The organism is Pseudonocardia spirodelae (genome assembly GCF_037727765.1).
Taxonomy (GTDB): Bacteria; Actinomycetota; Actinomycetes; order Mycobacteriales; family Pseudonocardiaceae; genus Pseudonocardia; species Pseudonocardia spirodelae.
Window position 1 is genome coordinate 118062 of the sequence record NZ_JBBJUP010000009.1, and the last position, 23550, is coordinate 141611.

General features: G+C 76.7%; 22 protein-coding genes. 14 read left to right on the forward strand and 8 right to left on the reverse strand.

The window, feature by feature from the left end; genetic code table 11:
* The first annotated feature begins 3 nt into the window (after positions 1 to 3).
* From WJX68_RS13030 to WJX68_RS13040, 3 genes are read left to right on the forward strand one after another with little or no spacing between them, the layout of a single operon-like run.
* Positions 4 to 939 (forward strand): metal-dependent hydrolase, encoded by a 936-nt coding sequence (locus WJX68_RS13030; RefSeq protein WP_340290284.1) that lies wholly within the window; start codon positions 4 to 6, stop codon positions 937 to 939.
* Positions 936 to 1979 carry a PDR/VanB family oxidoreductase gene (locus WJX68_RS13035; RefSeq protein WP_340290287.1) on the forward strand — a complete coding sequence of 348 codons (1044 nt, stop codon included), beginning with the start codon at positions 936 to 938 and terminating at the stop codon, positions 1977 to 1979. The genes WJX68_RS13030 and WJX68_RS13035 overlap by 4 nt, the downstream gene beginning before the upstream one ends.
* Positions 1980 to 2004: 25 nt before the next feature.
* On the forward strand, positions 2005 to 2664 hold the full coding sequence (locus WJX68_RS13040) for a TetR/AcrR family transcriptional regulator (RefSeq protein WP_340290290.1): 660 nt from the start codon (positions 2005 to 2007) through the stop codon (positions 2662 to 2664).
* On the opposite strand, the gene WJX68_RS13045 is transcribed toward WJX68_RS13040, so the two are convergent.
* From WJX68_RS13045 to WJX68_RS13065, 5 genes are all read right to left on the reverse strand, one after another.
* Positions 2622 to 3812 (reverse strand): phosphodiester glycosidase family protein, encoded by a 1191-nt coding sequence (locus WJX68_RS13045; RefSeq protein WP_340290292.1) that lies wholly within the window; start codon positions 3810 to 3812, stop codon positions 2622 to 2624. The two genes, WJX68_RS13040 and WJX68_RS13045, sit on opposite strands and share 43 nt — an antisense overlap.
* A gap of 233 nt (positions 3813 to 4045) precedes the next feature.
* The gene (locus tag WJX68_RS13050) at positions 4046 to 5428 is read right to left on the reverse strand and encodes an LLM class flavin-dependent oxidoreductase (protein ID WP_340290294.1); all 1383 of its coding nucleotides are present in this window, start codon (positions 5426 to 5428) and stop codon (positions 4046 to 4048) included.
* Complete coding sequence (locus tag WJX68_RS13055) at positions 5425 to 6765, reverse strand: MFS transporter (RefSeq protein ID WP_340290297.1); 1341 nt, start codon at positions 6763 to 6765, stop codon at positions 5425 to 5427. The genes WJX68_RS13050 and WJX68_RS13055 overlap by 4 nt, the downstream gene beginning before the upstream one ends.
* Before the next feature lie 235 nt (positions 6766 to 7000).
* On the reverse strand, positions 7001 to 7909 hold the full coding sequence (locus tag WJX68_RS13060) for a crotonase/enoyl-CoA hydratase family protein (RefSeq protein WP_340290299.1): 909 nt from the start codon (positions 7907 to 7909) through the stop codon (positions 7001 to 7003).
* 80 nt (positions 7910 to 7989) lie between these two features.
* On the reverse strand, positions 7990 to 8760 hold the full coding sequence (locus WJX68_RS13065; RefSeq protein ID WP_340290301.1) for a DUF1990 family protein: 771 nt from the start codon (positions 8758 to 8760) through the stop codon (positions 7990 to 7992).
* Positions 8761 to 8850: 90 nt separating this feature from the next.
* On the opposite strand from WJX68_RS13065, the gene WJX68_RS13070 reads away from it, so the two are divergent.
* Genes WJX68_RS13070 through WJX68_RS13080 form a run of 3 tightly spaced genes read left to right on the forward strand, consistent with a single transcriptional unit; the run spans position 8851 to position 10236 of the window.
* Positions 8851 to 9084: a hypothetical protein gene (locus WJX68_RS13070; protein ID WP_340290303.1), complete on the forward strand. Its 234-nt coding sequence runs from the start codon at positions 8851 to 8853 to the stop codon at positions 9082 to 9084.
* On the forward strand, positions 9081 to 9806 hold the full coding sequence (locus WJX68_RS13075) for a DUF1990 domain-containing protein (protein WP_340290305.1): 726 nt from the start codon (positions 9081 to 9083) through the stop codon (positions 9804 to 9806). The genes WJX68_RS13070 and WJX68_RS13075 overlap by 4 nt, the downstream gene beginning before the upstream one ends.
* Positions 9807 to 9813: 7 nt before the next feature.
* On the forward strand, positions 9814 to 10236 hold the full coding sequence (locus tag WJX68_RS13080; protein ID WP_340290307.1) for a DUF5313 family protein: 423 nt from the start codon (positions 9814 to 9816) through the stop codon (positions 10234 to 10236).
* Positions 10237 to 10255: 19 nt separating this feature from the next.
* Here the strand turns inward: WJX68_RS13080 and WJX68_RS13085 are convergent, their stop codons facing one another.
* Positions 10256 to 11398 (reverse strand): Glu/Leu/Phe/Val dehydrogenase dimerization domain-containing protein, encoded by a 1143-nt coding sequence (locus WJX68_RS13085; RefSeq protein WP_340290565.1) that lies wholly within the window; start codon positions 11396 to 11398, stop codon positions 10256 to 10258.
* Between the two features lie 321 nt (positions 11399 to 11719).
* Here WJX68_RS13085 and WJX68_RS13090 point away from each other — a divergent pair, with 321 nt between their 5' ends.
* The 7 genes from WJX68_RS13090 (at position 11720) to WJX68_RS13120 (ending at position 21208) form a co-directional block, all read left to right on the forward strand.
* Positions 11720 to 12670 (forward strand): LysR family transcriptional regulator, encoded by a 951-nt coding sequence (locus WJX68_RS13090; RefSeq protein WP_340290309.1) that lies wholly within the window; start codon positions 11720 to 11722, stop codon positions 12668 to 12670.
* A gap of 67 nt (positions 12671 to 12737) precedes the next feature.
* On the forward strand, positions 12738 to 14321 hold the full coding sequence (locus tag WJX68_RS13095; RefSeq protein ID WP_340290312.1) for a molybdopterin-dependent oxidoreductase: 1584 nt from the start codon (positions 12738 to 12740) through the stop codon (positions 14319 to 14321).
* A 150-nt stretch (positions 14322 to 14471) separates the two neighbouring features.
* Complete coding sequence (locus tag WJX68_RS13100) at positions 14472 to 15146, forward strand: fasciclin domain-containing protein (protein WP_340290315.1); 675 nt, start codon at positions 14472 to 14474, stop codon at positions 15144 to 15146.
* A gap of 65 nt (positions 15147 to 15211) precedes the next feature.
* The gene (locus tag WJX68_RS13105) at positions 15212 to 16747 is read left to right on the forward strand and encodes a molybdopterin-dependent oxidoreductase (RefSeq protein WP_340290318.1); all 1536 of its coding nucleotides are present in this window, start codon (positions 15212 to 15214) and stop codon (positions 16745 to 16747) included.
* A 52-nt stretch (positions 16748 to 16799) separates the two neighbouring features.
* Positions 16800 to 19973, forward strand: a complete 3174-nt coding sequence (locus WJX68_RS13110; protein WP_340290321.1) for an arabinosyltransferase domain-containing protein — start codon at positions 16800 to 16802, stop codon at positions 19971 to 19973.
* Positions 19974 to 20062: 89 nt separating this feature from the next.
* Positions 20063 to 20464: a VOC family protein gene (locus WJX68_RS13115; protein WP_340290324.1), complete on the forward strand. Its 402-nt coding sequence runs from the start codon at positions 20063 to 20065 to the stop codon at positions 20462 to 20464.
* A 255-nt stretch (positions 20465 to 20719) separates the two neighbouring features.
* Positions 20720 to 21208 carry a beta-class carbonic anhydrase gene (locus WJX68_RS13120; RefSeq protein WP_340290327.1) on the forward strand — a complete coding sequence of 163 codons (489 nt, stop codon included), beginning with the start codon at positions 20720 to 20722 and terminating at the stop codon, positions 21206 to 21208.
* A gap of 69 nt (positions 21209 to 21277) precedes the next feature.
* Here WJX68_RS13120 and WJX68_RS13125 read toward each other — a convergent pair whose 3' ends face one another.
* On the reverse strand, positions 21278 to 22114 hold the full coding sequence (locus tag WJX68_RS13125) for a helix-turn-helix domain-containing protein (RefSeq protein ID WP_340290330.1): 837 nt from the start codon (positions 22112 to 22114) through the stop codon (positions 21278 to 21280).
* Between the two features lie 46 nt (positions 22115 to 22160).
* On the opposite strand from WJX68_RS13125, the gene WJX68_RS13130 reads away from it, so the two are divergent.
* Entirely contained in the window at positions 22161 to 23081 is a 921-nt protein-coding gene (locus WJX68_RS13130; RefSeq protein WP_340290333.1) for a TIGR03564 family F420-dependent LLM class oxidoreductase, read from the forward strand.
* Positions 23082 to 23265: 184 nt separating this feature from the next.
* Here the strand turns inward: WJX68_RS13130 and WJX68_RS13135 are convergent, their stop codons facing one another.
* A complete protein-coding gene (locus WJX68_RS13135) occupies positions 23266 to 23469 on the reverse strand; it encodes a hypothetical protein (RefSeq protein WP_062396219.1) in 204 nt (67 codons plus the stop codon).
* Positions 23470 to 23550: the final 81 nt, after the last annotated feature.

A 23550-nucleotide genomic window follows, 5' to 3' on the forward strand; every position in this document is an offset into this window, starting at 1 on the left:
ACCGTGACCGAGGACCGCATCTCCCTGCAGGCGCGCGACGTGCACTTCGACTTCGACGGACTGCGCACCGACTGGATCCCCGGCGAGCCGTTCGCCTCGCACCTGATCGACGTCCTGCACCTGCTGCTGCCCGAGGGCGAGCGCTGGTTCGTCGAGGTGTTCTCCCAGGCCCTGCCCCTGGTCCGCGACGAGGCGCTGGCCGAGGACGTGCGCGGGTTCATCGGCCAGGAGGCCGTGCACGCGACGTCGCACCAGGGCGCGCTGGACCACCTCGTCGCGGCCGGTGTCGACGTCACCCGCTACGTCGAGCAGGTCGAGTGGATCTTCGGTGAGCTGCTGGGCGAGCGCGGCCTGACCGGCGACGAGGCCCGCGCGTGGCTGGTCGAGCGGGTCGGCATGATCGCCGCGATCGAGCACTTCACCGCGGTGCTCGGCTCCTGGATCATCGACTCCCCCGCCCTCGACGGCGCCGGGGCCGACCCGCAGATGCTGGACATGCTGCGCTGGCACGGCGCCGAGGAGGTCGAGCACCGCAACGTCGCCCACGACCTGTACGTCCACCTCGACGGCCGCTGGCTGCGCCGGGTCCGCGCGATGCTCGTCACCGGCCCGGCGCTCGCCTCGCTGTGGGCCGACGGCACCCGGCACCTGTGCGCCCGCGACCCGCACCTGCGCGGGACGCCGCAGCGCCGGGCCCGGGTACGGGACTACCTGCGCGCCGCCCGCCGCGGCCTGGTGCCCGGCCCGTGGCTGTTCGCCCGCGCCGTGCTGACCTACCTGAGCCCGCGCTTCCACCCCGACGCGCACGGCGACACCGACGCCGCCGTCGCCTACCTCGCCGTCTCCCCCGCCGCGCGGGCCGCCGGGACCGGGCACCCCGCCGGGGGCACCGGCACCGGTCCCGGCACCGCTGACGGCACCGGCGGGGCCGCCGCGTGACGCCCCCGCTGCGCACCGGCCGGGTCGCGCCGCCGCCGCACCCGCACCGCGGGGCGACGGCGCTGTCCGCGCTGACCACGCTGACCGCCGGCCTCGCGACGGCCGGGGCGCGGCGCCGCCGACCGGTCACCGAGGTCGACCGCACCGTGGCCGTGACCGTCGGCGCCGTGACCCGCCCGTGCCGCGACGTCGCGGTGCTCGACCTGGTCGGCGACGGCGACGGCGACCTGCCCGCGTGGCGGCCGGGTGCGCACGTCGACGTCGAGCTGCCCTCGGGACTTCTGCGCCAGTACTCGCTGTGCGGGGACCCCGCCGACCGGCGCCGCTACCGCATCGCGGTGCGCGCCGTCCCCGGCGGCAGCGGGTCGGCGCAGGTGCACGCGCTCACCCCGGGCACCCGGCTGCGCCTGCACGGCCCGCGCAACGCGTTCCCGCTGGCCACGGCGCCGGCGTACCTGTTCGTGGCGGGCGGCATCGGGATCACCCCGATCGCGCCGATGGTCCGCGACGCGCACGCCGCCGGTGTGGAGTGGCGGCTGGTGCACACCGGACGGGACCTCGCGTCGATGCCGCTGTCGGACGAGCTGGCCGCGCTCGCGCCGGACCGGGTGCTGCGCCGTCCCGACGACGCCGGCGGACCGCCGTCCGCCGGGGCCCTGCTCGCCGGCGCCGACCCCGAGGCCGCGGTCTACTGCTGCGGGCCGCCGCCGATGATCGAGGCGCTGCGCGCGGCGCTGCCGGCCGGGCAGCGCTTCCACTCCGAACGCTTCTCCCCGCCCCCGATCCGCGACGGCCGCCCGTTCACCGTGGCGATCGCCGGCGGCCCCGAGATCGCGGTGCCCGCCGACCGCACGGCGCTCGACGCCGTGCGCGAGGTCCGCCCGGACGTGCCGTACTCGTGCCGGCAGGGCTTCTGCGGCACCTGCCACGTGCGGGTGCTGGAGGGGACCACCGTCGCCGACCCGGCCGGGCCGGGCCGCACCGCGCTGTGCGTGGGCCGCGCGGCGGGCGAGCGGATCGTCGTCGACCTCGGCCGGTGACGCGGTGTCCGTACGCTGGCCGGTGATGCCCCCGCCGGACGCCCCCACCCGATCCCCGCGACGGATGTCGCCGCAGGCGCGGCGCGCCCAGCTCGTGTCGGCCGCGCTGGACCTCTACGGCGCGCGCTCGCCCGAGGAGGTCGCCGTCGAGGACGTCACGCGCGCCGCGGACGTGTCCCGGGCGCTGTTCTACCGGTACTTCTCCGGGATGGAGGAGCTGCACGTCGCAGCGCTGGGCAGCGTCGCCGACGAGCTCATCGACCGGGTCGCGCTGCCCGGCGACGGCGCGCTGGACGACCAGCTGGCCGACGCGCTGGACGTGTTCCTCGACGTCGTCGGGCGGCACTCGCGCGCCTACGTCGCGCTGCTGCGCAGCGGCTCGGTCGTCTCGACCGGCGAGACCGACGCGCTGGTCGACGGGGTGCGCGACCACATCGTGGACCTGCTGTGCGTGCGCGGCGGGGTGCCCGAGCCGAGCGCGCTGCAGCTGATGACGCTGCGCGGCTGGGTGGCGCTGGTCGAGGGCTCGGTGCTGGCGTGGCTGGAGGCGGGGCGGGTGCCGGACCGGTCGGGGCTGCGGGACTGGCTGGTCGCCCAGCTGTTCGCGATGCTCGGGGTCACCGTCGCGCGCGACGGGGACGCTCAGTTCTCCACGACGCCCAGCGCGTTCGGCACCAGCCGGTAGGCGTCCTCGGACGGGGTGTTCACGACCTGCCCGCGGAACACCAGCGTCGACGAGCCGCCACCGTCGAGGTTGACGCCGTCGACCGCGCCCGCGCGGCGCAGCTGCTCGGCGGTCTCGGCCAGCGTGATCCCGACCGAGGTGGACTCGCGGCCGTCGGCGGTGAGCAGGACCAGACGTCCCTGCGCGGTGTAGCCGGCGGCGCTGCGCGGGTCGCGCGAGCGGGTGTCGAGCCCGGCGACGGGCGCGCCGTCGCGCAGGATCGGGCTGCCCCCGACGGCGGTGCGCGGCGGTGTCCCGGACTCCGCGGTGAGCTCCTGGCGGACGGTCACCCGGTCGCCGACGGCGAGCGCCCGCAGCGCCGCGGCGCCCCGGTCGCGCCCGGCGAGGACCTGCTCCCCGGCCGGGACCGGGCCCGCGCCGGGCGGGCGGACGGCGGTCACCGCGCCGTCGCGCACGACGACCTCGACCCGGTCCGGCGCGCAGGGCGCGTCGCGGTCGGTGTCGCTGCCGCACAGGGCCGCGGCGCGGTCCCCGGCCCAGTCCGGGGTGAACAGCCCGATCCCGTCGACCGGCACGGCGTAGGCGTTGAGGGTGTCGACGCCGATCCGGCCGCCCGGGCCGGTCGCCGACGCGGCCAGGGTGAGCCGGTCCAGCCGCGGCGTGCCGTCGGCGTCGACGGCGAGCACGTCGCCCTGCCGGGTGCCGGGGACGGCCGGCGCGTAGCGGCGCCCGGGCGGGACGGCGGAGGTGAGGGCGCGGCCGTCGCGCACCGAGGGGCCGGCCGGTGCGTTGCTGCGGGCGAGGTCGAAGAAGTCGCCGTTGATCGCCGCGGCGGCGCCGCCGCGCTGCGCGTGGGCCGGGACCGAGGACCGCTCCCCCACGGTCGCCCCGGTGAGCAGGGTGGCGCGCAGCTCGGGGCGGCGCAGGTCGGCGACGACGACGTCGACGGTCACCGGCCCGGCCGGGGTGTCGACCCGCTCCTCGCGGTGGGTGATCGCGGGCGCCTGCGCGGCGACGGGTTCCGCGGTCGCGGCGACCGGGGCCACGCGGACGGGGACGGCGGACGCCCGCGGGGTGACCGGCACCAGCAGGCCGATCGCCAGCGCGGCCGCCACCACCGCGCCCCGGCCGCCCGTCCACCCCGCCATGCCCGCACTCCCCCGGTCGACACCCTGATCGGGACCGAGGTGACCACGGCGGGACCGGGCCGGCGCGCGACGTCACGCGTCGGTGGTGCAGGGCCACCCGGTCGGGGCCGGGAACCGGCTCCGGCGGGCCCGGGGCGCCACGGAACGCGACCACGACCGGGCGCCGCCGCGGTGATCGGCGGGAGTGGAGCGACGGGGCGGGTCGGCTGCACCCTGCGCTCCACTCCCGGCGATCACGCGGGCCGCGACGGGAGCGTGCGGTGCGCCGAACCGGGGTGGTCCTCCGCCAGCCGGGCGCCGTCGCCGGTGCCGTAGCGCTCGCGCAGGGTGGGGCCGCCGGCGTCGGCGGGGGCCGGCATCCGGCCGCGGCGGCGCAGCTCCGGCACGACGTGGGTCACGACGTCGCGCATCGTCCCGGGCGTCACGGCGTAGGCGAGGTTGAACCCGTCGAGGTCGGCCTCGTCGGCCCAGCGCTCCAGCTCGTCGGCGACGGTGGCCCCGGACCCGACGACGACCGGCCCCCGCCCGCCGACGGTCACGAACTCGGCGAGCTCGCCGACGGTCCAGTCGCGGTCCGGGCCGGTGAAGGACGCGAGCGCCGAGCGGGTCGACTCGGTCTGCACGTACTCGAGCTTCTGCTCCGGCGAGGCGCCGGACAGGTCGACCCCGGACCAGCCGCCGAACAGGGCCAGCGCGGCCTCGGGGTCGGTCAGCGCCAGGTACTCCCGCAGCGTCGCGCGGGCGGCCTCGTCGGACTCCCCGGCGATCGCGGTGAGCATCGCGAAGATCCGCACGGAGCGCGGGTCGCGTCCGGCCCGCCCGGCCTCGGCGCGCACCGCGTCGACCGAGCGGCGCACCACCGCGGGCGAGGGACCGGACACGAAGACCGCCTCGGCGTGCGTCCCGGCGAAGCGGGCGCCGCGCGGGGAGGCGCCCGCCTGGAAGATCACCGGGGTGCGCTGCGGCGACGGCTCGCACAGGAACGCGCCGGGCACGTCGAACCAGCGGCCGTGGTGGCCGACGTCGCGCACCTTCGACGGGTCGGTGAACACGCCGCGCTCGCGGTCGCGGACCACGGCGTCGTCGGCCCAGGAGCCCTCCCACAGCTTGTAGCAGACCTGCAGGAACTCCTCGGCGAGCTCGTAGCGCTCGTCGTGCGGGATCTGCCCGGAGCGGCCGAGGTTGCGCGCCGCGGAGTCCAGGTAGGACGTGACGACGTTCCAGGCGACCCGGCCGCCGGTGAGGTGGTCGAGCGTGGTGAACCGCCGGGCCAGCGCGTAGGGGTGCTCGTAGGCGACCGACACCGTCACCCCGAACCCGAGGCGCGACGTCACCGCCGCCATCGCCGGGACCAGCAGCAGCGGGTCGGCCAGCGGCACCTGCGCCGCGGCGCGGACGGCCGCGTCGCGGGAGCCGCCGTACACGTCGTAGACGCCGAGGACGTCGGCGAGGAACAGCGCGTCGAACCCGCCGTCCTCCAGCATCCGGGCCAGCGACGTCCAGTGCGCCGGGTCGGTGTAGCGGTGCCCCTCGTCGGACGGGTGGCGCCACAGCCCGGCGGACTGGTGCCCGACGCAGGCCATGTCGAAGGCGTTGAGCAGGATGCGGCGGCTCATGCGGGCACCTTCTCGCGGTCGTCGCGCAGCCGGTCGCGGTGGGTCTCGGGCAGCAGCACCGTCGACACGACGCACACCGCGAACAGCACCGCCAGGTAGGCCCAGATCAGCCAGGGCCGCCCGCCGCCCGCGTAGAGCAGCGCGGTCGCGACCAGCGGCGTCGTCCCGGCGACGACGGAGCCGACCTGGTAGCCCAGCGAGGCGCCGCTGTAGCGCACGCGGGTGTCGAACAGCTCGCCGTACCAGGCGGCCTGCGGGCCGTACATGGCGTCGTGGAACAGGTTGACCAGCACGACCATGCCGAGCACGACCAGCACTGTGGAGCCGGTGTCGAGCAGCAGGAAGAACACCCCGAGGAACAGCGGCGCCCCGACCGCGCCCACCAGGTACACCGGGCGGCGGCCGATCCGGTCCGACAGCACCGCCCACAGCGGCGTCGAGACCAGCCCGACGGCCGAGGCGACGATGACCGCCGTGAGCCCCGCGGTCTCCGACGCGGACGTGCCCTGCGCCAGGTAGGTCAGCGCGAACGTGGTGGCCAGGATGTAGAGCGCGTTCTGCGCGATCCGCGACCCGATGGTCAGCAGCACCGTGCGCCGGTCGGTGCGCAGCACCTCCAGCACGGGGCGGCGGGCGAGCCGGCCGGCGTCGCGGGCCTCGGTGAACACGGCGGGATCGGCCAGGCGCAGCCGGATCGCCAGCCCGACCACCACCAGCACGATGCTCAGCAGGAACGGGATCCGCCACGCCCCGGCCAGGAACGCCTCCCGGCCGGCGACGGCGAGCACGCCGGTGTAGACGCCCGAGGCGAGCAGCATCCCGGCCGCCGAGCCGATCTGCGGGAAGCTGCCGAAGAAGCCGCGCCGCCGCGCGTGCTCCTCGCCCGAGGCGTGCTCGACGGCCATGAGCACCGCCCCGGCCCACTCCGCGCCGACCGCCAGCCCCTGCAGCAGGCGCAGCACGACCAGCAGCACCGGCGCGAGCAGCCCGGCCGCCGGGTAGGTGGGCAGCAGCCCGATGAGCGTCGTCGCCGCGCCCATCAGGACCAGCGACCCGACCAGCACGGCGCGCCGCCCGACCCGGTCCCCGAGGTGCCCGGCGACGACGGCGCCGACCGGCCGGGCGCCGAACCCGACCGCGTAGGTGGCGAAGGAGGCGAGCACCCCGGCCGCCGGGCTGACGTCGCTGAAGAACAGCGGCGCGAACACGAGGGCGGCGGCGGTGGCGTAGAGGTAGAAGTCGTACCACTCGATGGTGGTGCCGACGAGGCCGGCGACGGCGGCGCGGCGCGGGGTTGCCCCGGGGCGCGCGGCGGTGCCGGAGGTGGTGCTGGACATGGGTGGACCTGCCGGAGGGGTCGACGGGCCGCGGGGCGGCCCGGTGCGGGAGGGGCTGACGTCGGGGTCAGCGACAGGCGTGCGACGACAGGCGGCCGTGGTCCAGCCACCGCCGCCGGGTCAGCTCCGTGCGCTCCACCCGCTCAGCCGAACAGACGACCCCGCTGCGGCGCAACGGATGGTGAGCGAGCGCTCCGTGCCCGCGCCGGGTTCCCGCGCTCCGGGGTCACGACACCTAGTCCGCGAGGTCCGCGGGCGGGGCGGGCCAGCGCTCCAGCACGTGGTCCGGGTAGTCGCCCGAGACGGTGCCGGGGAACGCCGGCGGGCGCTTCTCCAGGAACGACGTGACGCCCTCGGCGACGTCGCGGCCCTGCCCGAGGTGCGCGATCGCGGCGGAGTCTGCGCGGTGCGCGTCCCACGGCGACGGCGCGCCGAGCATCCCCCACAGCAGCTGGCGGGTCAGCGCCACCGACACCGCGGAGGTGTTCTCGGCGATCTCGCGGGCGATGCCGTACGCGGCGCCGAGCAGCTCGTCGTCGGGCAGCACCCGCGACACCAGGCGCCCGTCGAGGGCCTCGGCGGCGTCGAACACCCGGCCGGTGGCGGCCCACTCCATGGCCCGCGAGATCCCGACGATCCGCGGCAGGAACCAGCTCGACGCGGCCTCGGGGACCAGGCCGCGGCGGGCGAACACGAACCCGAACCGGGCGGACGCGCCGGCGAGGCGGACGTCGGCGGGCAGCGTCATCGTGGCGCCGATGCCGACCGCAGGGCCGTTGACGGCGGCGATCACCGGGGTGCGCAGCGACGCCATCCGCATGGTCACGGTGCCGCCGCCGTCGCGCGGGGCGCCGCCGATGGTGCCGACGCCGGCGCGGTCGGCGGCGCGCCGGGGGTCGGTGGGGTCGAAGGATGCGCCGCCGTGGCCCAGGTCCGCGCCAGCGCAGAACCCGCGCCCGCGCCCGGTCAGCACGATCGCGCGGACGTCCTCGTCGGCGTCGGCGGTGTCGTAGGCGGCGATGAGCTCGCGGGCCATCGTCGGGGTGAAGGCGTTGAGCTTCTCGGGCCGGTCGAGCGTGATCGTGGCGACCCGGTCGGTGACGTCGTAGGCGATCTGGGTGAAGGCGGGAGCGGCGGTGCTCATGATCGGCGAGTCTGCCCCGCCGGGGCCGCGGGCGACAGGGGCGGCCGCCCCGCGGTGCCGCGGGACCGGGCCGGAGGACGTCAGGACACGTGCGGCCGGTCCCCGCCGCGCACGACGCCGCCGTCGTCGGCGGGTTCGAACCGGCGGGTGCGGACGGTGACCCCGCCCTCGGGGCGCCCGCCCGCGATGCGTGCCGCGCGGATGCAGGCGTGGGTCCACATGTTCAGCTGCACCTCCTTGGCGACGCGCAGCCGGTTGTAGAGCAGGTGCGACAGCCGGTCCCCGGGCCGCGCCCAGGACTCGATGTCGAAGCGCAGCAGGTCCGGCCGGTCGGTGTCGCGGCGGGTGCGGAACTCGATGCGCCCGGCCTCGAGGTGCCCGCGCAGGGTGACGAACGCGAAGGCCGACTTCCCCGCCGAGCAGACCCGGACCGGGCCGTCCCACGGGCCGGGCATGCGGATGAGGAACTCGTCGCCGACCGCCATGTGCCCCGGCTCCCCGCGGGTGCGGCGGAACACCGCAAACTCCGGGGACCACCGGTCGGGGTCGGCGGCGAGGCGCTCGATCAGCTGCTCGGGGGACAGCCGCGAGCCGCGGATGCGCACCGAGTAGCGGCGGTGCAGCAGGGTGCCGTACCCGTCCGACGGGCGCTGCACGTCGGCGTCGTCGGCGCCGCGGGGCGCGGCCGGCGGCAGGTCGCCGAGGTCACCGGCGACGTCGCTGCGGTGGATCGGCGTCGTCCGCCAGAAGTAGCGCCAGGACACCAGCGCGCAGCCGACCGGCCAGCGCAGCACGGCGGCGACGCGCCGGGACCGCAGGTCGCCGGTCACCGGGTCGGGCCGGTGGGTCATCGGGGCCGTCCTCTCATCCGCACATCGCAGCACGGCACCGCGTACCCCGCGAGCGCGGTTACATCCCCCGGGTGCGGGGAAGGACAGGACATGACGGTCGGACGTGTCCTGCACCGCGCCGGGCTGCGCGGTGCCCAGCTCCAGTGGTTCTCCCTCGGCTCGGTGGGCCTGTCCATCGGGTTGTGGCTGCGCGCGAAGACCGTCGACCAGGACGAGCGCGGCAACGCCGAGCGGCGCGCGATCTTCGTCGGGCTGTGGCCGTCGATGTTCTGGCTGATCGGTGACTCGATGCGCCGCGAGGAGAAGGGTCCCCGTCGCACGTGAGCCGCCCGGATCCCGAGCACCGCCGCGCCGATCTCGACGGCCTCGCCGCCCGGCCGGTGAACTTCGACGACGCCGAGGCCCCGGCCGACGCCCACGACCCCCGCTGGCACGTCGACCACGGCCGCGCACTCGTCGGGCACGAGACGCCCGGGGACCCGGTGCCCGGCGGGGACTGGGAGCGCGCCTGCGCCGCGCTGCGCGACTACCAGTTCACCGACCCGCGGCGCCTGCGCGGCGCGTTCCGCCCGACCGACCCCCTGATGGGGCGCGACATGCTGCTGGAGGGCCGGTTCGGCCCGCTGCGCTTCCACCTGGGCGTCCGGGTGACGGCACTGGTCGACGAGGTCCGCGACGGCCGCCGCGTCTGGGGCTGGACCTACGAGACGCTGCAGGGCCACCTGGAGCGCGGCCGGCTCACCTACGAGGTGGTCAAGGACCTCACGACCGGCGACGTCGAGTTCGTCATCCGCGCCTTCTCGCGCCCCGCGCACATCCCCAACCCGCTCTACCGGCTCGGGTTCGGGCTGTTCGGGCGCGCGGTGCAGCTGGAGTTCTACCACCGCGCCGGGCAGCGCGTCCGCGACCTCGTCGCGGCCGCCGGGCGGGGCCGCCCGCTGCCGCAGCCGGTGCCGGGACCCGACGGCATCACCGTCGCACCGCAGGGCAGCGGCCGGCACTGGACGGACCGGGTCGCGGTACTGGTCCGTCATCCCGGAACATAGACCGACGATGAGCGAGGAGATCCGCCGCCCGAACCCGGTCCGCTGGCTGGCCTACGCCTTCGGTGCCCGCCTGCCGCGGCGGCACCGGCGCTGGGTGCTGCACGACGTCACGACCCGCACCTGGGTGCTGCGCCACCTGAGCCGCACCGCGGTGCAGCTGCTCCCGCTGCTGGTCGTGCTGTACCTGGTCGTGCCGGGCCCGTCGTGGGTGCGGCTCGGCGCGATCGCCTCCGGCGCGGTGATCGGCTTCTTCTACTCGACGGTCTACATGGTGGAGGCCTGCGAGACCCGGGTGATGAAGGCCGGCTACCCGGTCGGCGCGGCGGCCTCGACCCGCGAGGCGCGCCGGGCCGAGCAGCACGTCGAGGCCCGGCTGCGCCACGACGAACAGTTCCGCGACGAGCGCAGACGGCACGACCGCCGCGGCTGAGCACGGCGGTCGTGTCCGGTCAGGGGATGACGACCGGCCCGGTCCCCGGCGCCGGGTCGTCGGCCCAGCGGTGCCCGGTCTCGCGCGGGGTGACGCCGTGGTCGGCCCACGCGGCGAGCAGCTGCGCGACCTTCGCGTGCATCACGGTGCGGAGCTTGTCGAACGAGGTCTCCGGGTCGTCGTCGACCTGGCCGAGCAGCAGCCACCAGGCCCACGCGACGGCGCCGGCGTTCGCGACGAAGTCCGGCAGCACCGGCACGCCGCGGGCGGCGAGCATGGCCTCCGCCTCGGGCGTGGTCGCGGCGTTCGCGGCCTCGACGACGACGCGTGCGCGGACGTCGTAGGAGTTGTCCGGGGTGATCGCGTAGGAGATCGCCGCCGGGACGAGGATGTCGACCTCGGCGGACAGGATCGCGGTGCGCGGCAGCTGCTCGACGCCCGCCGGGAGCCGGGAGCGGTCGATCTCGCCGAAGCCGTCGCGCAGCGCCAGCAGCGCCGGGACGTCGAGCCCGTCGGCGCAGTGCAGGGTGCCCGCGGCGTCGGCCAGCGTCGTGACGCGCATGCCGGCCTCGTGCAGGTAGAACGCGGCCGCGCCGCCCATCGTGCCGACGCCCTGGATCGCGACCGTGGTGTCGGCCGGGACCTGGCCCCAGGAGACGGCGGAGGCGAGGCAGGCGTGGGCGACGCCGTAGCCGCCGATCACGTCGCCCAGCTCGAACCCGCCGTCGACCTCGGCCTTCAGCCCGGTGCGCACCCGCTGCAGGGTGGCCGCCGGGTCCGCGGCGCGGCTGATGGCGGCGTGGTAGCTCTGCCCGAGACCGAGGGACTCGAAGACCTCGTCGATGAGGTGCTGCGGGACGCCGAGGTCCTCCGCGGTCACCCAGTGCGCGTCGATCCACGGGCGCATCGCCTCGCAGAACCGCCCGAGCACCTCGACGGCGCGCGGGTCCTTCGGGTCGAAGTCGATGCCGCCCTTCGCCCCGCCGATGGGCAGGTCGAACGTGGCGGTCTTGTTGGCCATGCCGCGCGCCAGGTCCTCGACCTCGGACAGCGTGCAGCCGGCCCGCATGCGGGTGCCGCCGGTCGCGAGGCCGGCGCGCAGGGTGTGGACGACCAGGTAGCCGACGGCGCCGGTCACGGAGTCGTTCCACTGCAGGCGCATGTAGGGCTCGGGACGGCGGACGACCGGGGTGACCGCGGGTGCCGCGGCGCCGGGGACGTGGGGGACGGCCGTGGCCGCGGTCTGCGGGGTACCCCCGGCCGGGTTCTGCATCGTCGTCATGGCGACCCACCTCCTTGTCGTGCTGCACCGGTCGTCGCCACCTGGGGACGCGCGGTCTGCCGTTCGTGGACCTCGTCGTCCCCGGTCGCCTCGTTCGCCGACCGATGGCCCCAGGTTGCGGGCGCGGGCGCCCCGGCGTCCATTTACGGATCATTCACGGCGCTGTTCACCGTTCCTGCACAGCGCAATAAGCTCCTCCACATGGAGCTGTCCCTGCCGCGGCTGCGGATGCTGCGTGAGCTGCACCGGCGGGGGACGATCACCGCGGCGGCCACCGCGCTGCACTACACCGCGTCGGCGGTGTCCCAGCAGCTCGCACAGCTCGAACGCGACGTCGGGACCCGCCTGTTCGAACGGCGGGGACGGCGGGTCCAGCTCACCGACCTCGGGGTCCTGCTGGCCGAGCACGCCGAGGAGATCCTCGCCTCGGTGGAGCGGGCCACCCAGGCGCTGGAGGAGGCCGGGGAGACCGTTGCGGCCAAGCTCACAGCGGGGGTCTGGGCCTCGGTCGCGTCCGGCCTGCTGCCCGACGCGCTGACCGCGCTGGCGCGCACCCACCCCGGCATCGAGGTGCGCACCCGCGAGCTCGCGCCGGAGGCGACGGCCGCCGCGGTCCGCGACGGCGCGCTCGACCTGTCCTTCGTCATCGACTACTCCAACTACCCGATGACGTGGGACGCGGGCCTCGAACGCGCCGTCATCGCGGTCGAGCGCCTCTACGCCGCCGTCCCGGCCGGTGCCGTGCCCGCGGCGAGCGTGATGCTCGCCGACCTGGCCGAGCACCCGTGGATCGTCTCCCCGGCGCGGTCGCACTTCGGGCACGCCGTCCGGCTCGCCTGTCAGAGTGCGGGCTTCGAGCCCCGCATCGACCACGAGGTCGAGGAGCAGGCCACCGCGATGGCGATGGTCGCGGCCGGGCTCGGCGTGACCCTGGTGTCCGACCTCGGCCTGGCGCTGCGCCCGCCGGGTGTCGACATCGTCGCGCTCGGCGACGCGCTGACCCGGACCGTGTCGCTGGCTTACCGGACGAACACCGCCCGGCGGGCCGCGCTGCCGCTGGTCATCGACGCGGTGCGCACGGTGGCCGCGGAGAAGGGGCTCGGCGCGGAGGCACCGGCGGCGCCGGGCGCCGACCCGCTCGGTTTCGCCTGACCCGCCGTTCCACGACGGAACGACGAACGGTCCGAACCGTTCCCGGCGGGGCCGACGAACAACGGTCGTGCTGACCGAGAACCGGGCGAGCGGAATCGCGGACACCGTTCCGTCGCGTTCCGCCGCGATCGTCGTGGAACTGCTCGCGGTCACCGCGGCGGTCACCGCGGGACATCTCGTCGCCGGACTCCTCGCGCCCGCCTCGTCGCCGTTCGTGGCCGTCGGCGACGCGGTCGTGCGGCTCTCGCCGCAGCCGGTCGTCGAGTTCGCGAAGTCCACCTTCGGGACGGCCGACAAGCCGGTCCTGCTGGCCGGGATCGGCGCGCTGCTGGTGCTGCTGGGAGCCCTCGCCGGGCTCGCCGCCCGGCGGCGCCCCGCGGTCGGGCCTGCGGCGGTCGCCGTGCTCGGGCTGCTCGCGGTGGCGGCGGTGCTCACCGGGCCGGTGCTCGTCGCGGCCGACCTCGCCGCACCGCTCGCGGCGCTGGTCGTGGGGCTGGCCGTGCAGCGCGGTCTCGACCGTCTCGCGCGCCGGCCCGCACCGGGACCGGACGCCGGGGGGCACCGACTGCCCCGGCGCACCGTGCTCGCCGGGGCCTCGGCCGCCGTCGCCGCCGGGTCGCTGGCCGCGGGCGGCGCGGGCGCGGTCCTGGCCTCCTCGGCCGGAGGTGTGGCGGCCTCGCGCGCCGCGCTGACCGCGCGGCTCGCCGCCGCCACGCTCGCCGAGAGCGCCCCGCCGGTCCCCGCCTCCGCCGCGTTCCCGCGGCTCGGCACCGTCCCGTTCGTCACCCCGAACGCCGAGTTCTACCGGATCGACGTCGCGCTGCAGATCCCCGCGGTCCGCGCCGAGGACTGGTCGCTGCGGGTGCACGGCCGGGTCGGTCGCGAGCTCGTCCTCACCGTCGACGACCTGCTGCGACGCCCCCTGGTCGAGCGGCTGATCACGATGACGTGCGTGTCCAACACGGTCGGCGGGAACCTGGTCTCGACCGCGGTGTTCACCGGCGTCGAGCTGGCCCCGCTGCTGCGCGAGGCCGGGGTCGACCCGGCCGCGGACCAGATCGTGTCCACCAGCCGCGACGGCTGGACCGCCGGCACCCCGACCGCGACCGTCCTCGAGCCCGGCCGGGGTGCGCTGCTGGCGCTGGGGATGAACGGCGAGGCGCTGCCGCCCGAGCACGGCTTCCCGGTCCGGATGGTCGTCCCCGGCCTGTACGGCTACGTCTCGGCGACCAAGTGGCTCGCCGACATCGAGCTGACGACCTTCGCCGAGCGCAGCGTGTACTGGCGCGACCGCGGGTGGGCCGAGCGCGCCCCGATCAAGACCCAGTGCCGCATCGACTCCCCCGCGGGCTTCGCCCGGCTTCCCGCCGGGCGGGTGCAGGTCGCGGGCGTCGCGTGGGCGCAGCCGGTCGGTGTCGCCGCCGTCGAGGTCCGCGCCGACGACGGCCCGTGGGTCCGCGCCGAACTGGCGACCGAGGTCTCCCCGAACACCTGGCGGATGTGGCGCGCCGAGCTCGACCTGCCGGCCGGCGGCCACACCCTCACCGCCCGGGCCACCGACCGGCGCGGCGACGTGCAGACCGAGGCGCGCGCCGACCCGATCCCGGACGGCGCGACCGGCTGGCCGAGCACGATCGTCACCGTCGTCTGAACCGTTTCCGAACCCGATCCGGCGTCGATCCGGAAAATTGTGGAAAAAGTTCCGGACGACCCCGAACCGATCCACCGCACCGCCCGAACAACAGAGCGACAGTCCACACAGGACAGAGTCGGACAACCGTTTCCTCGAAAGGAACGAGAAATGCGCGTCACTCGCACCCTCGCCACCGTCGGCCTGCTCGCCTCCCTGTCGCTCGGCCTCGCGGCCTGCGGTGGCGGCGAGGCGTCGGCGCCGGCCGCCCAGGCCCCGGCGTCGTCCTCCGCGCCCGCCTCGACCCCCGCGGCCGCCGACGGCGTCACCACCAACGCCGACGTGTTCGGCCCGGCCTGCAGCAAGCTGCCCCAGGGCGACGAGCCCGGCTCGCTGGACTCGATGGGCCCGCAGCCGGTCGCCACCGCCGCGAGCACCAACCCGCTGCTGACCACGCTGGTCACCGCCGTGGGCAAGGTCCCGGGCCTGGCCGACACGCTGAACCAGCAGAAGGGGATCACCGTCTTCGCCCCGGCGAACGACGCCTTCGCCGCCGTGCAGAAGCAGCTGGGCGAGCAGAAGTTCAACGCCCTGCTGGCCGACACCAGCGGGCTGCAGGGCCTGCTCTCCTACCACGTGACCCCGGAGCGCCTGGACGCCGCGGGCCTGGTGGAGAAGAAGACGCTGAACCAGCTCGCCGGCGGCGACCTGACCATCGGCGGCACCGCGGAGGCCCCCACCGTCACCGACGGCCAGGGCAACACCGCGAACGTCCTCTGCGGCAACATCCCGACCGCGAACGCCACCGTGTTCGTGATCGACAAGGTCCTCATGCCGAAGAGCTGACGACCTGCTCCACACGGCGGGCCCGGGGTGCGAACCCCGGGCCCGCCGTCGTACGAAGACCGGGTGTGACCGTCGCCCCGCTCCGCGCACCCACCACCCTGACGACGCCGTGGGCGTTGCTCACGGGCATCCTCGGCGTCGGGTCGGCGCTCGCCGCCGGTGACCTGGTCGCGGGGCTGGTGGCGCCCGCGTCGTCGCCGTTCCTGGTGGTCGGCGACCGGTTCGTGCGGCTGACACCGGAGTGGCTCAAGCAGGCCGCGATCGCCGCCTTCGGCACGGGCGACAAGCTCGCCCTGCTGACCGGGATGGCGGTGGTGCTGGCCGTGCTCGCCGTCCTCGCCGGGCTGGCGGGGCGCCGCCGCCCCGGTCCGGGGATCGCCGTCGTCGTCGCGACGGGGGCGGTCGCGCTCGTCACGACAACGCTGGCGCCGACCTTCCGGGCGGTCGACCTGCTCGCCCCGCTGGCCGCCCTGCTCGTCGGGACGGCGGTGTACGCGGCGGTGCGCGCCGCGGCGGCCGGGGCGGCCCGGCCGGCCCGGCACGGCGCCGGGGTGTCGCGGCGCCGGGCGCTCGCCCTGGCCGGCGGGGTCGCGGCGGGCTCGCTGCTCGCCGGGGCCGCCGGCCGGCTGCTCGCGGCCGCCCCCGCGACGAGCGGCGCCGCCGTCGCGCTCCCGCCGGCCCCGCCCGCGCCCTCGCTGCCCCCGGACGCGTCGCTGCCGGGCACCCCGGCCTGGCTCACCCCGTCCGCGGACTTCTACCGGATCGACACCGCGCTGCAGGTCCCCCGGGTCGACCCGGCGGCCTGGACGCTGCGCCTGCACGGGATGGTCGAGCGCGAGCTCACCCTGACCCTGGCCGACCTGCGGTCGCGCCGGGTCGTCGAGGCCCCGGTCACGATGGTCTGCGTCTCGAACCCGGTGGGCGGGACGCTGGTGTCCAACGCCCGCTTCACCGGCGTGCGCCTGGCGGACCTGCTCGCCGAGGCCGGCGTGCGGCCCGGCGCCGAGCAGCTGCTGTCCACCAGCGTCGACGGGTTCACCACCGGGACCCCGGTCCGTGTCGTCACCGACGGCCGCGAGGCGCTGCTCGCCTTCGGCATGAACGGCGCCGCGCTGCCGGTGGAGCACGGCTTCCCGGTGCGGATGGTCGTCCCCGGGCTCTACGGCTACGTCTCGGGCTGCAAGTGGATCACCGACATCGAGGTGACGACCTGGGCCGGGGCCACCCCGTACTGGGCCGAGCGCGGCTGGGCCCGCGAGGGCCCGGTGAAGACCCAGTCGCGGATCGACACCCCGGCAGCCGGGGCGACGGTGCCGTCCGGACGGGTCGCGGTCGCCGGGACGTCGTGGGCGCCGCACGTCGGCATCACCCGGGTCGAGGTCGCCGTGGACGGCGGGGCGTGGGTCCCGGCCCGGCTCGGCGCCGAGGTCGGCGTGGACTCGTGGCGGATGTGGCGCACCGAGATCGAACTGGGACCCGGTGAGCACACCCTGAGCGTGCGCGCGACCGACCGGACGGGCACGGTGCAGACCGGACGCGAACAGGTCTCGATCCCCGACGGCGCGACCGGCCGGCACACCGTGCCGGTCACGGCGGTCTGACGGGGCAGGCCCGTCCGCGCCGCGCTCCCCCGCCGATCCGATCCGGAAGTCGATGCACCCCACCACCCCTCCCGTCCCCCGCCGCCTGGTGGTCGCGACCCTGCTCGTGGGTCTGCTCGCGGGCCTGCTCGCCGCCCTCGTGCCGTTCGCCCCCGTCGACACCCGCGCGACGACCGTCACCTGGCCCCGGGCGGGCGAGCAGCCCGTCCCGACCACGGCGGCCTTCCAGCCCTACGCCCCGGAGTCGCTGCGCGTCGAGGTGCCGTGCCGGGTGCTGCGCGCCGCGCAGGCCCGGTCGGCAGGCACCGGCGCGGAGACGACCGTCGCGGCCTCGGAGCGGCCGGGTGCGACCGGCATCGGGTTCGCCGTGCTCACCGCCGCGGACGGGGCCGCCCGGGTGCTCGTCGGCGGGCGCGAGCTGCTCCGCGCCCCGGTCCCGGCCGGTGAGCGCTGCGGCCTGGTCCTCGACGCCGACGGGTCCGGCTCCCGCGTCACGGTCGGCGACGGCGCCCCGCGCGCCTTCCCCGGCGACGTCGTCCGCACCGTCGCCGCGTTCACCACCCAGCTCTCCCCCGCCGACGCCGACGGCCTGCGCGTCACCGCGCGCACCGCGGACTGGTTCGCCGCCGCGTCGTCCCCGGCCAAGGTCGCGCTGATCGCCGGGCAGTGGCTCGCCGCCGCCGTCGCCGCGGTGCTGCTGGCCCGGCTGGCCGGGGACCGGTTCCGCCCCCGGCGCGGCGCGGCCCGGCTGGCCCGCGCCCGGCTCGCCGCGCTGCGCGGGCCCGCGGGTGCGGGCCGGGTCCTCGCCGACGTGCTGGTCGTCGCCACGCTGGCCGCGTGGACGGTGCTCGGCCCGCTGTCCACCGACGACGGGTTCACCGAGTCCATCGCGCGCAACGCGACGAGCAGCGCCACCGGCGACTTCGGCAATGTCTACCGCTGGGGCAACGCCTCGGAGGCGCCGTACACGCTGGTGCTCCGGATGGTGCAGGCGCTCGCCGGCGCCGGGGTGGGGCCGCTGGGGCTGCGGGTGCCGTCGGTGCTGGCCGGGATCGTGGTGTGGCTGCTCGTCTCACGGGTCGCGCTGCCCGCGCTGCTGCCCCGCCACCACCGGCGGGCCTGGGTGCGGGGCACGCTCGGGGTGGCGCTGCTGGCCTGGTGGCTGCCGCTGAACCTGGGGGTGCGGCCGGAGCCGTTCGCGGCGCTGGCCACGACGGCGGCACTGTGCTGCGCGGTGCGGGCCGCCGCCCGGCCCGGCGGCCGCGCCGGTGCGTGGACGGCGGCCGCGGCGCTGGCGTCCGGGCTCGCGCTGGCCGTCACGCCGTCGTCGGTGACGGTGGCCGGGGCGCTGGTCCTGCTGCTGCCCGCCCTGTGGCGCCGGGTCACCCGCGGCGGCACCGCGGGCGTGGCCGCCGGGGTGGCCGCGGTCGTCGCGGCCACCGGGATCGCCGCCGCCGGGCTGCTGGTCGTGTTCACCGGGCAGAGCCTGTACACGGTGCTGCGGGCCACCGAGATGCACCAGTTCTACGGCCCGGCGACGCCCTGGTTCCAGGAGCTGGGCCGCTGGAGCCGCCTGCTCGGGTTCGGGACCGAGCAGGGCGGGCTCGGGCGGCGGGTGCCGGTGCTGCTGTCGGTCGCGATGCTGGTCGCCGCGCTGCCGCTGGTCGCGCGCGGGGCGCACCGGTGGTCGCCGGGGCTGCGCCGGGCCGCGGTCCCGACCGTCGGGCTGGCGCTGGGGTTCGTGCTGCTCACCCCGGCGCCGTCGAAGTGGACCCACTACTTCGGGACGCTGGCGGGGACCGGTGCGCTGGCCGTCGCCGTGGGGGCGGTCCTGGTCGTGACGGCGGCGCGGCGCAGCGGCGACCCGACGGTGCGGGGCGCGGCGGCGGCCGGGACGCTCGCCGCGGTCGTCCTGGCCGCGCTGGCCTTCGCCGGGCGCAACGAGTGGTTCCTGTGGTCGGGCTGGGGTGTCCCGCGCGCCGACGGGCCGTTCACACCGCTGAACTCGCCGCGGACCTGGGTCGCGGTCGCGGTGCTGCTCGCCGCGGGTGGCACCGCGCTGCTGCTGCTCCGGCGCCGCGGCGGGCGGCACGCGGGACGCGGCGCGGCCCTGGTCCGCGCGGCGGCCGGTGCCGGGGCCGCGCTGCCCGCCGCGGTGGTGGTCGTCGCGCTGGTCACCGGGGTGTCGGTGGTCGTCGGGTCGTTCGTCGTCGCCCCGCTGCGCCAGGGCGGCGGCTACTCCGTCGGCGGGCAGATGTGGGACGAGCTGACCGGGCGCGACACCTGCGGCATCCTCGACCACGTCACCGTCCCGGTCGACGGGGGCACACTGCAGGACGCGGACGGCGCCGACACCCTGGCCGGGTTCACCGAGGGCCGCGGCTGGGCCGAGGACCCGCCGCGCGCCGGCCTCGCCTGGGGCAGCCTCGACGGCGGCGTCGGCACGACGGGGACCCTCACCACCCGGTGGTTCCGGGTGCCGTCCGGGCCGGCGGGCCGGGTGCTGGCGGTCGACGTCGCCGGGCGCACCGGGCAGGGCGACACCCTGGAGCTGGAGTACGCCCGTGCCGGGTCCGCGGGCCCGGACGGCCGGGTCACGCTCGACGACACCGCCACCGCAGGCGACGCCCGCGCCACCTACCCGGCCGAGCGCGTGCAGGAGGACGCGCCGCTGGACCGCCCGGGGTGGCGCACCGTGCGGGTGCCGCTCGCGTCGCTGCCCCCGGGCACCGACCGGGTGCGCCTGCACGCCGCCGACACCGCGGTCGGGCCCGGCGGGTGGCTCGCCGCGGCCGCGCCACGGCTCGTCACCCCGATGCCGGTGGTGCCGATGCTGCGGGCCGCGGACCGGCCAGTCTACGTCGACTGGTCGATCCTGTGGGCGGCGCCGTGCCTGCGCGACCTGCCCGCGGTACGTGCCGGTCTGGTGCAGACCCCGCGCTACCTGGTGCTGGGCCCGTCCTCGCTGGGGTTCGCGCTGGACGTGTCGTTCGCCGACGTCGCCGGGGGCAGCTTCGCCGCGATGCGCCGCACCACCACCGAGCAGGTCGTCGCGACCCGGATCGACACGGCAGACGACCCGGACCAGGCCGACTGGGGTGCGGTGACACGGATCGACACCGGCCTCGCCGTCGACGACTACGACGTGGCCCACGCGATGGTGCGCCGGTGGGGCTGGGAGGGCGACCGCGGCCCGGTCGGCTATCCCGCCCTCCCGCCGCCGTGACCACCCTCCGGTCGGAGGGGGCACCGGACCGGGCACGGCTGATAGACACGTGCATACATCGACATCAGGCGTAGCAAGGGAGCTCTGCCGTGGCCTTCCCCGGTCTGCAACACGTCGCCCTGACCGTCAGCGACCTCGAGCGCAGCACGCGCTGGTACGCGGCGCTGTTCGGCGCCGAACCCGTCCTCGACGAGGACGAGGAGGGCGGCCGTTTCCACCACACCGTCTTCGCCCTCGACGGCGGGATGCTGTTCGGCCTGCACACCCACCAGGGCCGCGAGTCCGGTGAGGCCTTCAGCGAGGAGCGCACCGGGCTCGACCACGTCGGGTTCACGGTCGGCTCGCACGCCGAGCTGGAGCAGTGGGCGCAGAAGCTGACCGAGCTCGGCATCGCCCACGACGGCATCAAGAAGGCGCACTACGGCAGCGGCATCTCCTTCCGCGACCCGGACAACATCGCGCTGGAGCTGTTCGCCTTCCCCGAGGGCTGAGCCGCTTCCCCGCTGTCCGGACAGGGCCTGCCGCGGGTCCACCTGCCGGTCGGCCCCTTGCGCCCTGCCCCGGGGCGGGGTCGAATCATGCGGTGATGCGCACGCTGCTGGAGCAGTTCTGGCCCAGCCGCCGTGTCGTGCAGTTCGACGAACGGTGTCGGTGGGCCGCGTAGCGCCGCCCGGGCGCCGCGCGGCCGCTCCGCGTCCCGCTCGCGGGCGCGCCGCCCGCGACCACCGCCACCCACGGGAGCCCCTGTGTCCGTCACCGACGAACTGCTCGAGAACAACGCCCGCTACGCCGAGAGCTTCTCCGGTCCGCTGCCCCTCCCGCCGGCGCGCAAGCTCGCCGTCGTGGCATGCATGGACGCCCGGCTCGACGTCTACCGCATCCTCGGCCTCGCCGAGGGCGAGGCGCACGTCATCCGCAACGCGGGCGGAGTCGTCACCGACGACGAGATCCGCTCGCTGGCGATCAGCCAGCGGTTGCTGGGGACCGAGGAGATCATCCTCATCCACCACACCGACTGCGGGATGCTGACCTTCACCGACGACGGCTTCAAGGCCTCGGTCCAGGCCGACACCGGGATCAAGCCGGAGTGGGCGGCCGAGGCCTTCGCCGACCTCGACGACGACGTCCGCCAGTCGATCGCCCGGATCCGGGCCAACCCGTTCGTCCCGCGCACCGACGCCGTCCGCGGCTTCGTGTTCGACGTCGCGACCGGGCGGCTGAACGAGGTGAAGTAGCCCCGTCCACCCCGCGTGCGGCCGTCGCGGCGGGTGCGACGGCCGCGCGAGGGGTGTGCGGGCCGCGGGTCAGGACGGCAGCAGTGCCAGGACGGCCGCACCCGGCACCCCGGCCTCACCGAGCAGGTAGGCGGTCCGGTCGACGCCGCCCAGACGCACCCGGGGCCGCCCGAACGCGCCGACGCCACGGCACTCCCACAGCGGTGCCCGCTCCGGGGCGTCGGCGCGCAGGGCGTCGCGGACCCCGCGGGTGCCCGGATCGGTGGGGTCGAGGTCCGAGGCCATCCGGAACCGGCGGTGCAGTGCGGCGAGCAGCTCGTCGGGTCCGGGGCCGGGGCACGACAGCACCGCCGGGCCGGGGTGCGGCTCGAACCGGGCCCGCGCCGCGGGGTCGGCCGCCAGCTGCCACAGCACGTGGCGCCGCCCCGGGTCGTCGTCGGCGGGACGGCCGACCGCGGCCTCCCACGCGTCGTTGGCGGCGACGACGCCGAGCCGGGCGTCGAGCAGCACCGCCGGGTGGCCGGGCCAGCTCGCGAGCACCGGGGCCAGCTCCTCCGGTGCGGTGCCCGCCGCCGGTCCCCCGTCACGGGACAGCCGGGTCAGGTGGGCGATCCCGGGGCCGTCGATGCCCAGCACCCCGCCGACCGCGGTGAGGACCTCGTCGGAGGCGGTCACCCGCCCCTGTTCGAGCCACGTGTACCAGGTAAGACCGACCCCCGCGAGCGCCGCGACCTCTTCGCGGCGCAGCCCCGGCGTGCGCCGGCGACCGCGGTCGGGCAGCCCGACCGTCGCCGGTGCGACCCGCTCCCGGTAGGAGCGCAGGCAGGCGCCCAGCTCACGGCGGCGGTCCGCCGTCGCGGTCCGGGACCGGGCCGTCGCCGATCCTGTCACCACGGGTACCCCCATCGGTTCGCTCCTGGTCCGGGCCCGGCCGTCGTCGCACGGTGGGCCCATGATCGGTATCGGTGTCAACCTCGCAGCCGGGCTCGAGGATTCCGGGTCGGCGAACCTGGTGGAGGAGATCGTGGACCGCGCCCGGGCGGTCGCCGCGGCGGGACTGCGCACGGTGTGGCTGCCGCAGGGCTACGGGTTCGACACCCTCACCCTGTACGCCGCCGTGGCCCGGGAGGTGCCGGACGTCGAGCTGGGCGCGTCGGTCGTCGTCGTGCAGCCGCGGCACCCGCGGGTGCTGGCCGCGCAGGCGCTGACCGTGCAGGCGGCGTCGGGTGGGCGGCTCACCCTGGGGCTCGGGGTCAGCCACCCGGGGCTGCTGGAGGTGTACGGCGTGCCGTTCACGCGGCCGGTGGCCGCACTGTCCGACCACCTCGACGTGCTCGCCCCGCTACTACGCGGCGAACGGGTCCCCGGCTCGTCCGGTCCCGGGTCGGATGCGGCGGACACCGCGGTGCCCGGCGCCGCGCCGGAGGTCCCGCTGCTGCTCGGTGCGCTGGGCCCGCGGATGCTGCGGCTGGCGGGTGAGCGGGCCACGGGCACCATCACCTTCCTCACCGGGCCGCGGACGATCTCCGGGCACGTCCGGCCGTTGCTCGACGCGGCGGCGGCCGGACGGCCGTCGCCGCGGGTGGTCGTCGGGGTGCCGGTGTCGGCGACGACCGAGCCGGACCGGGTGCGGGCCGCCGCCGCGGCCGACTACGCGGCCTACGCCCGGCTGCCGTCCTACGCCGGGGTGCTGGACCGGGAGGGGCTGAGCTCGCCGGGCGGGCTCGTCGTCGCCGGGGACGACGACGTGATCGCCGCCGGGATCGCCCGCTACGCCGACGCCGGTGCCACCGACCTGCTGGTCAGCCCGCTGGGCGACGCCACCGAGCGGGCCCGCACCGTGGCCGTCCTCGGCCGGATCACGGCGTCCTGAGCAGCACCGCGTCCGGCGGTGGCCCGCACGCCGGCCGGTCCGGTGGCACCGCGCCGCGCTCCTGTGCGCGCCGAGATGCAGCCCAGCGGGCACCCGGGGTCACGCTGCGCCCCCTGAGCTGCATCTCGGTGTCGTCCCGGGTCCGCCGGGACGCGACGGGCGTGCCGCGTCCCGGCGGAACGGGTCAGGCGACGCGCGGGCGGCGGCGCAACGCGGTGCGGGCCGCCGCGAGCTGCTGGGCCACCTCGGCGGTGATCAGCTCGGCGTGTAGGGCGTCGTTGCCGGGGTCGCCGCCGCCGCGCAGCGCGCGGTGGCGCCGCACGAGGGCGTCGAGCCCGTCGAGCAGCTGGGTTCCCGGATCAGCGGTGGGCAGGGTCGGAACGCTCATGGGATGTCTCCTGGTGACGAGGTGTCGGTGTCGATCCGTCGGGACGATCGACCGGCCGACACAGCGTCGAGGAGATCCGCA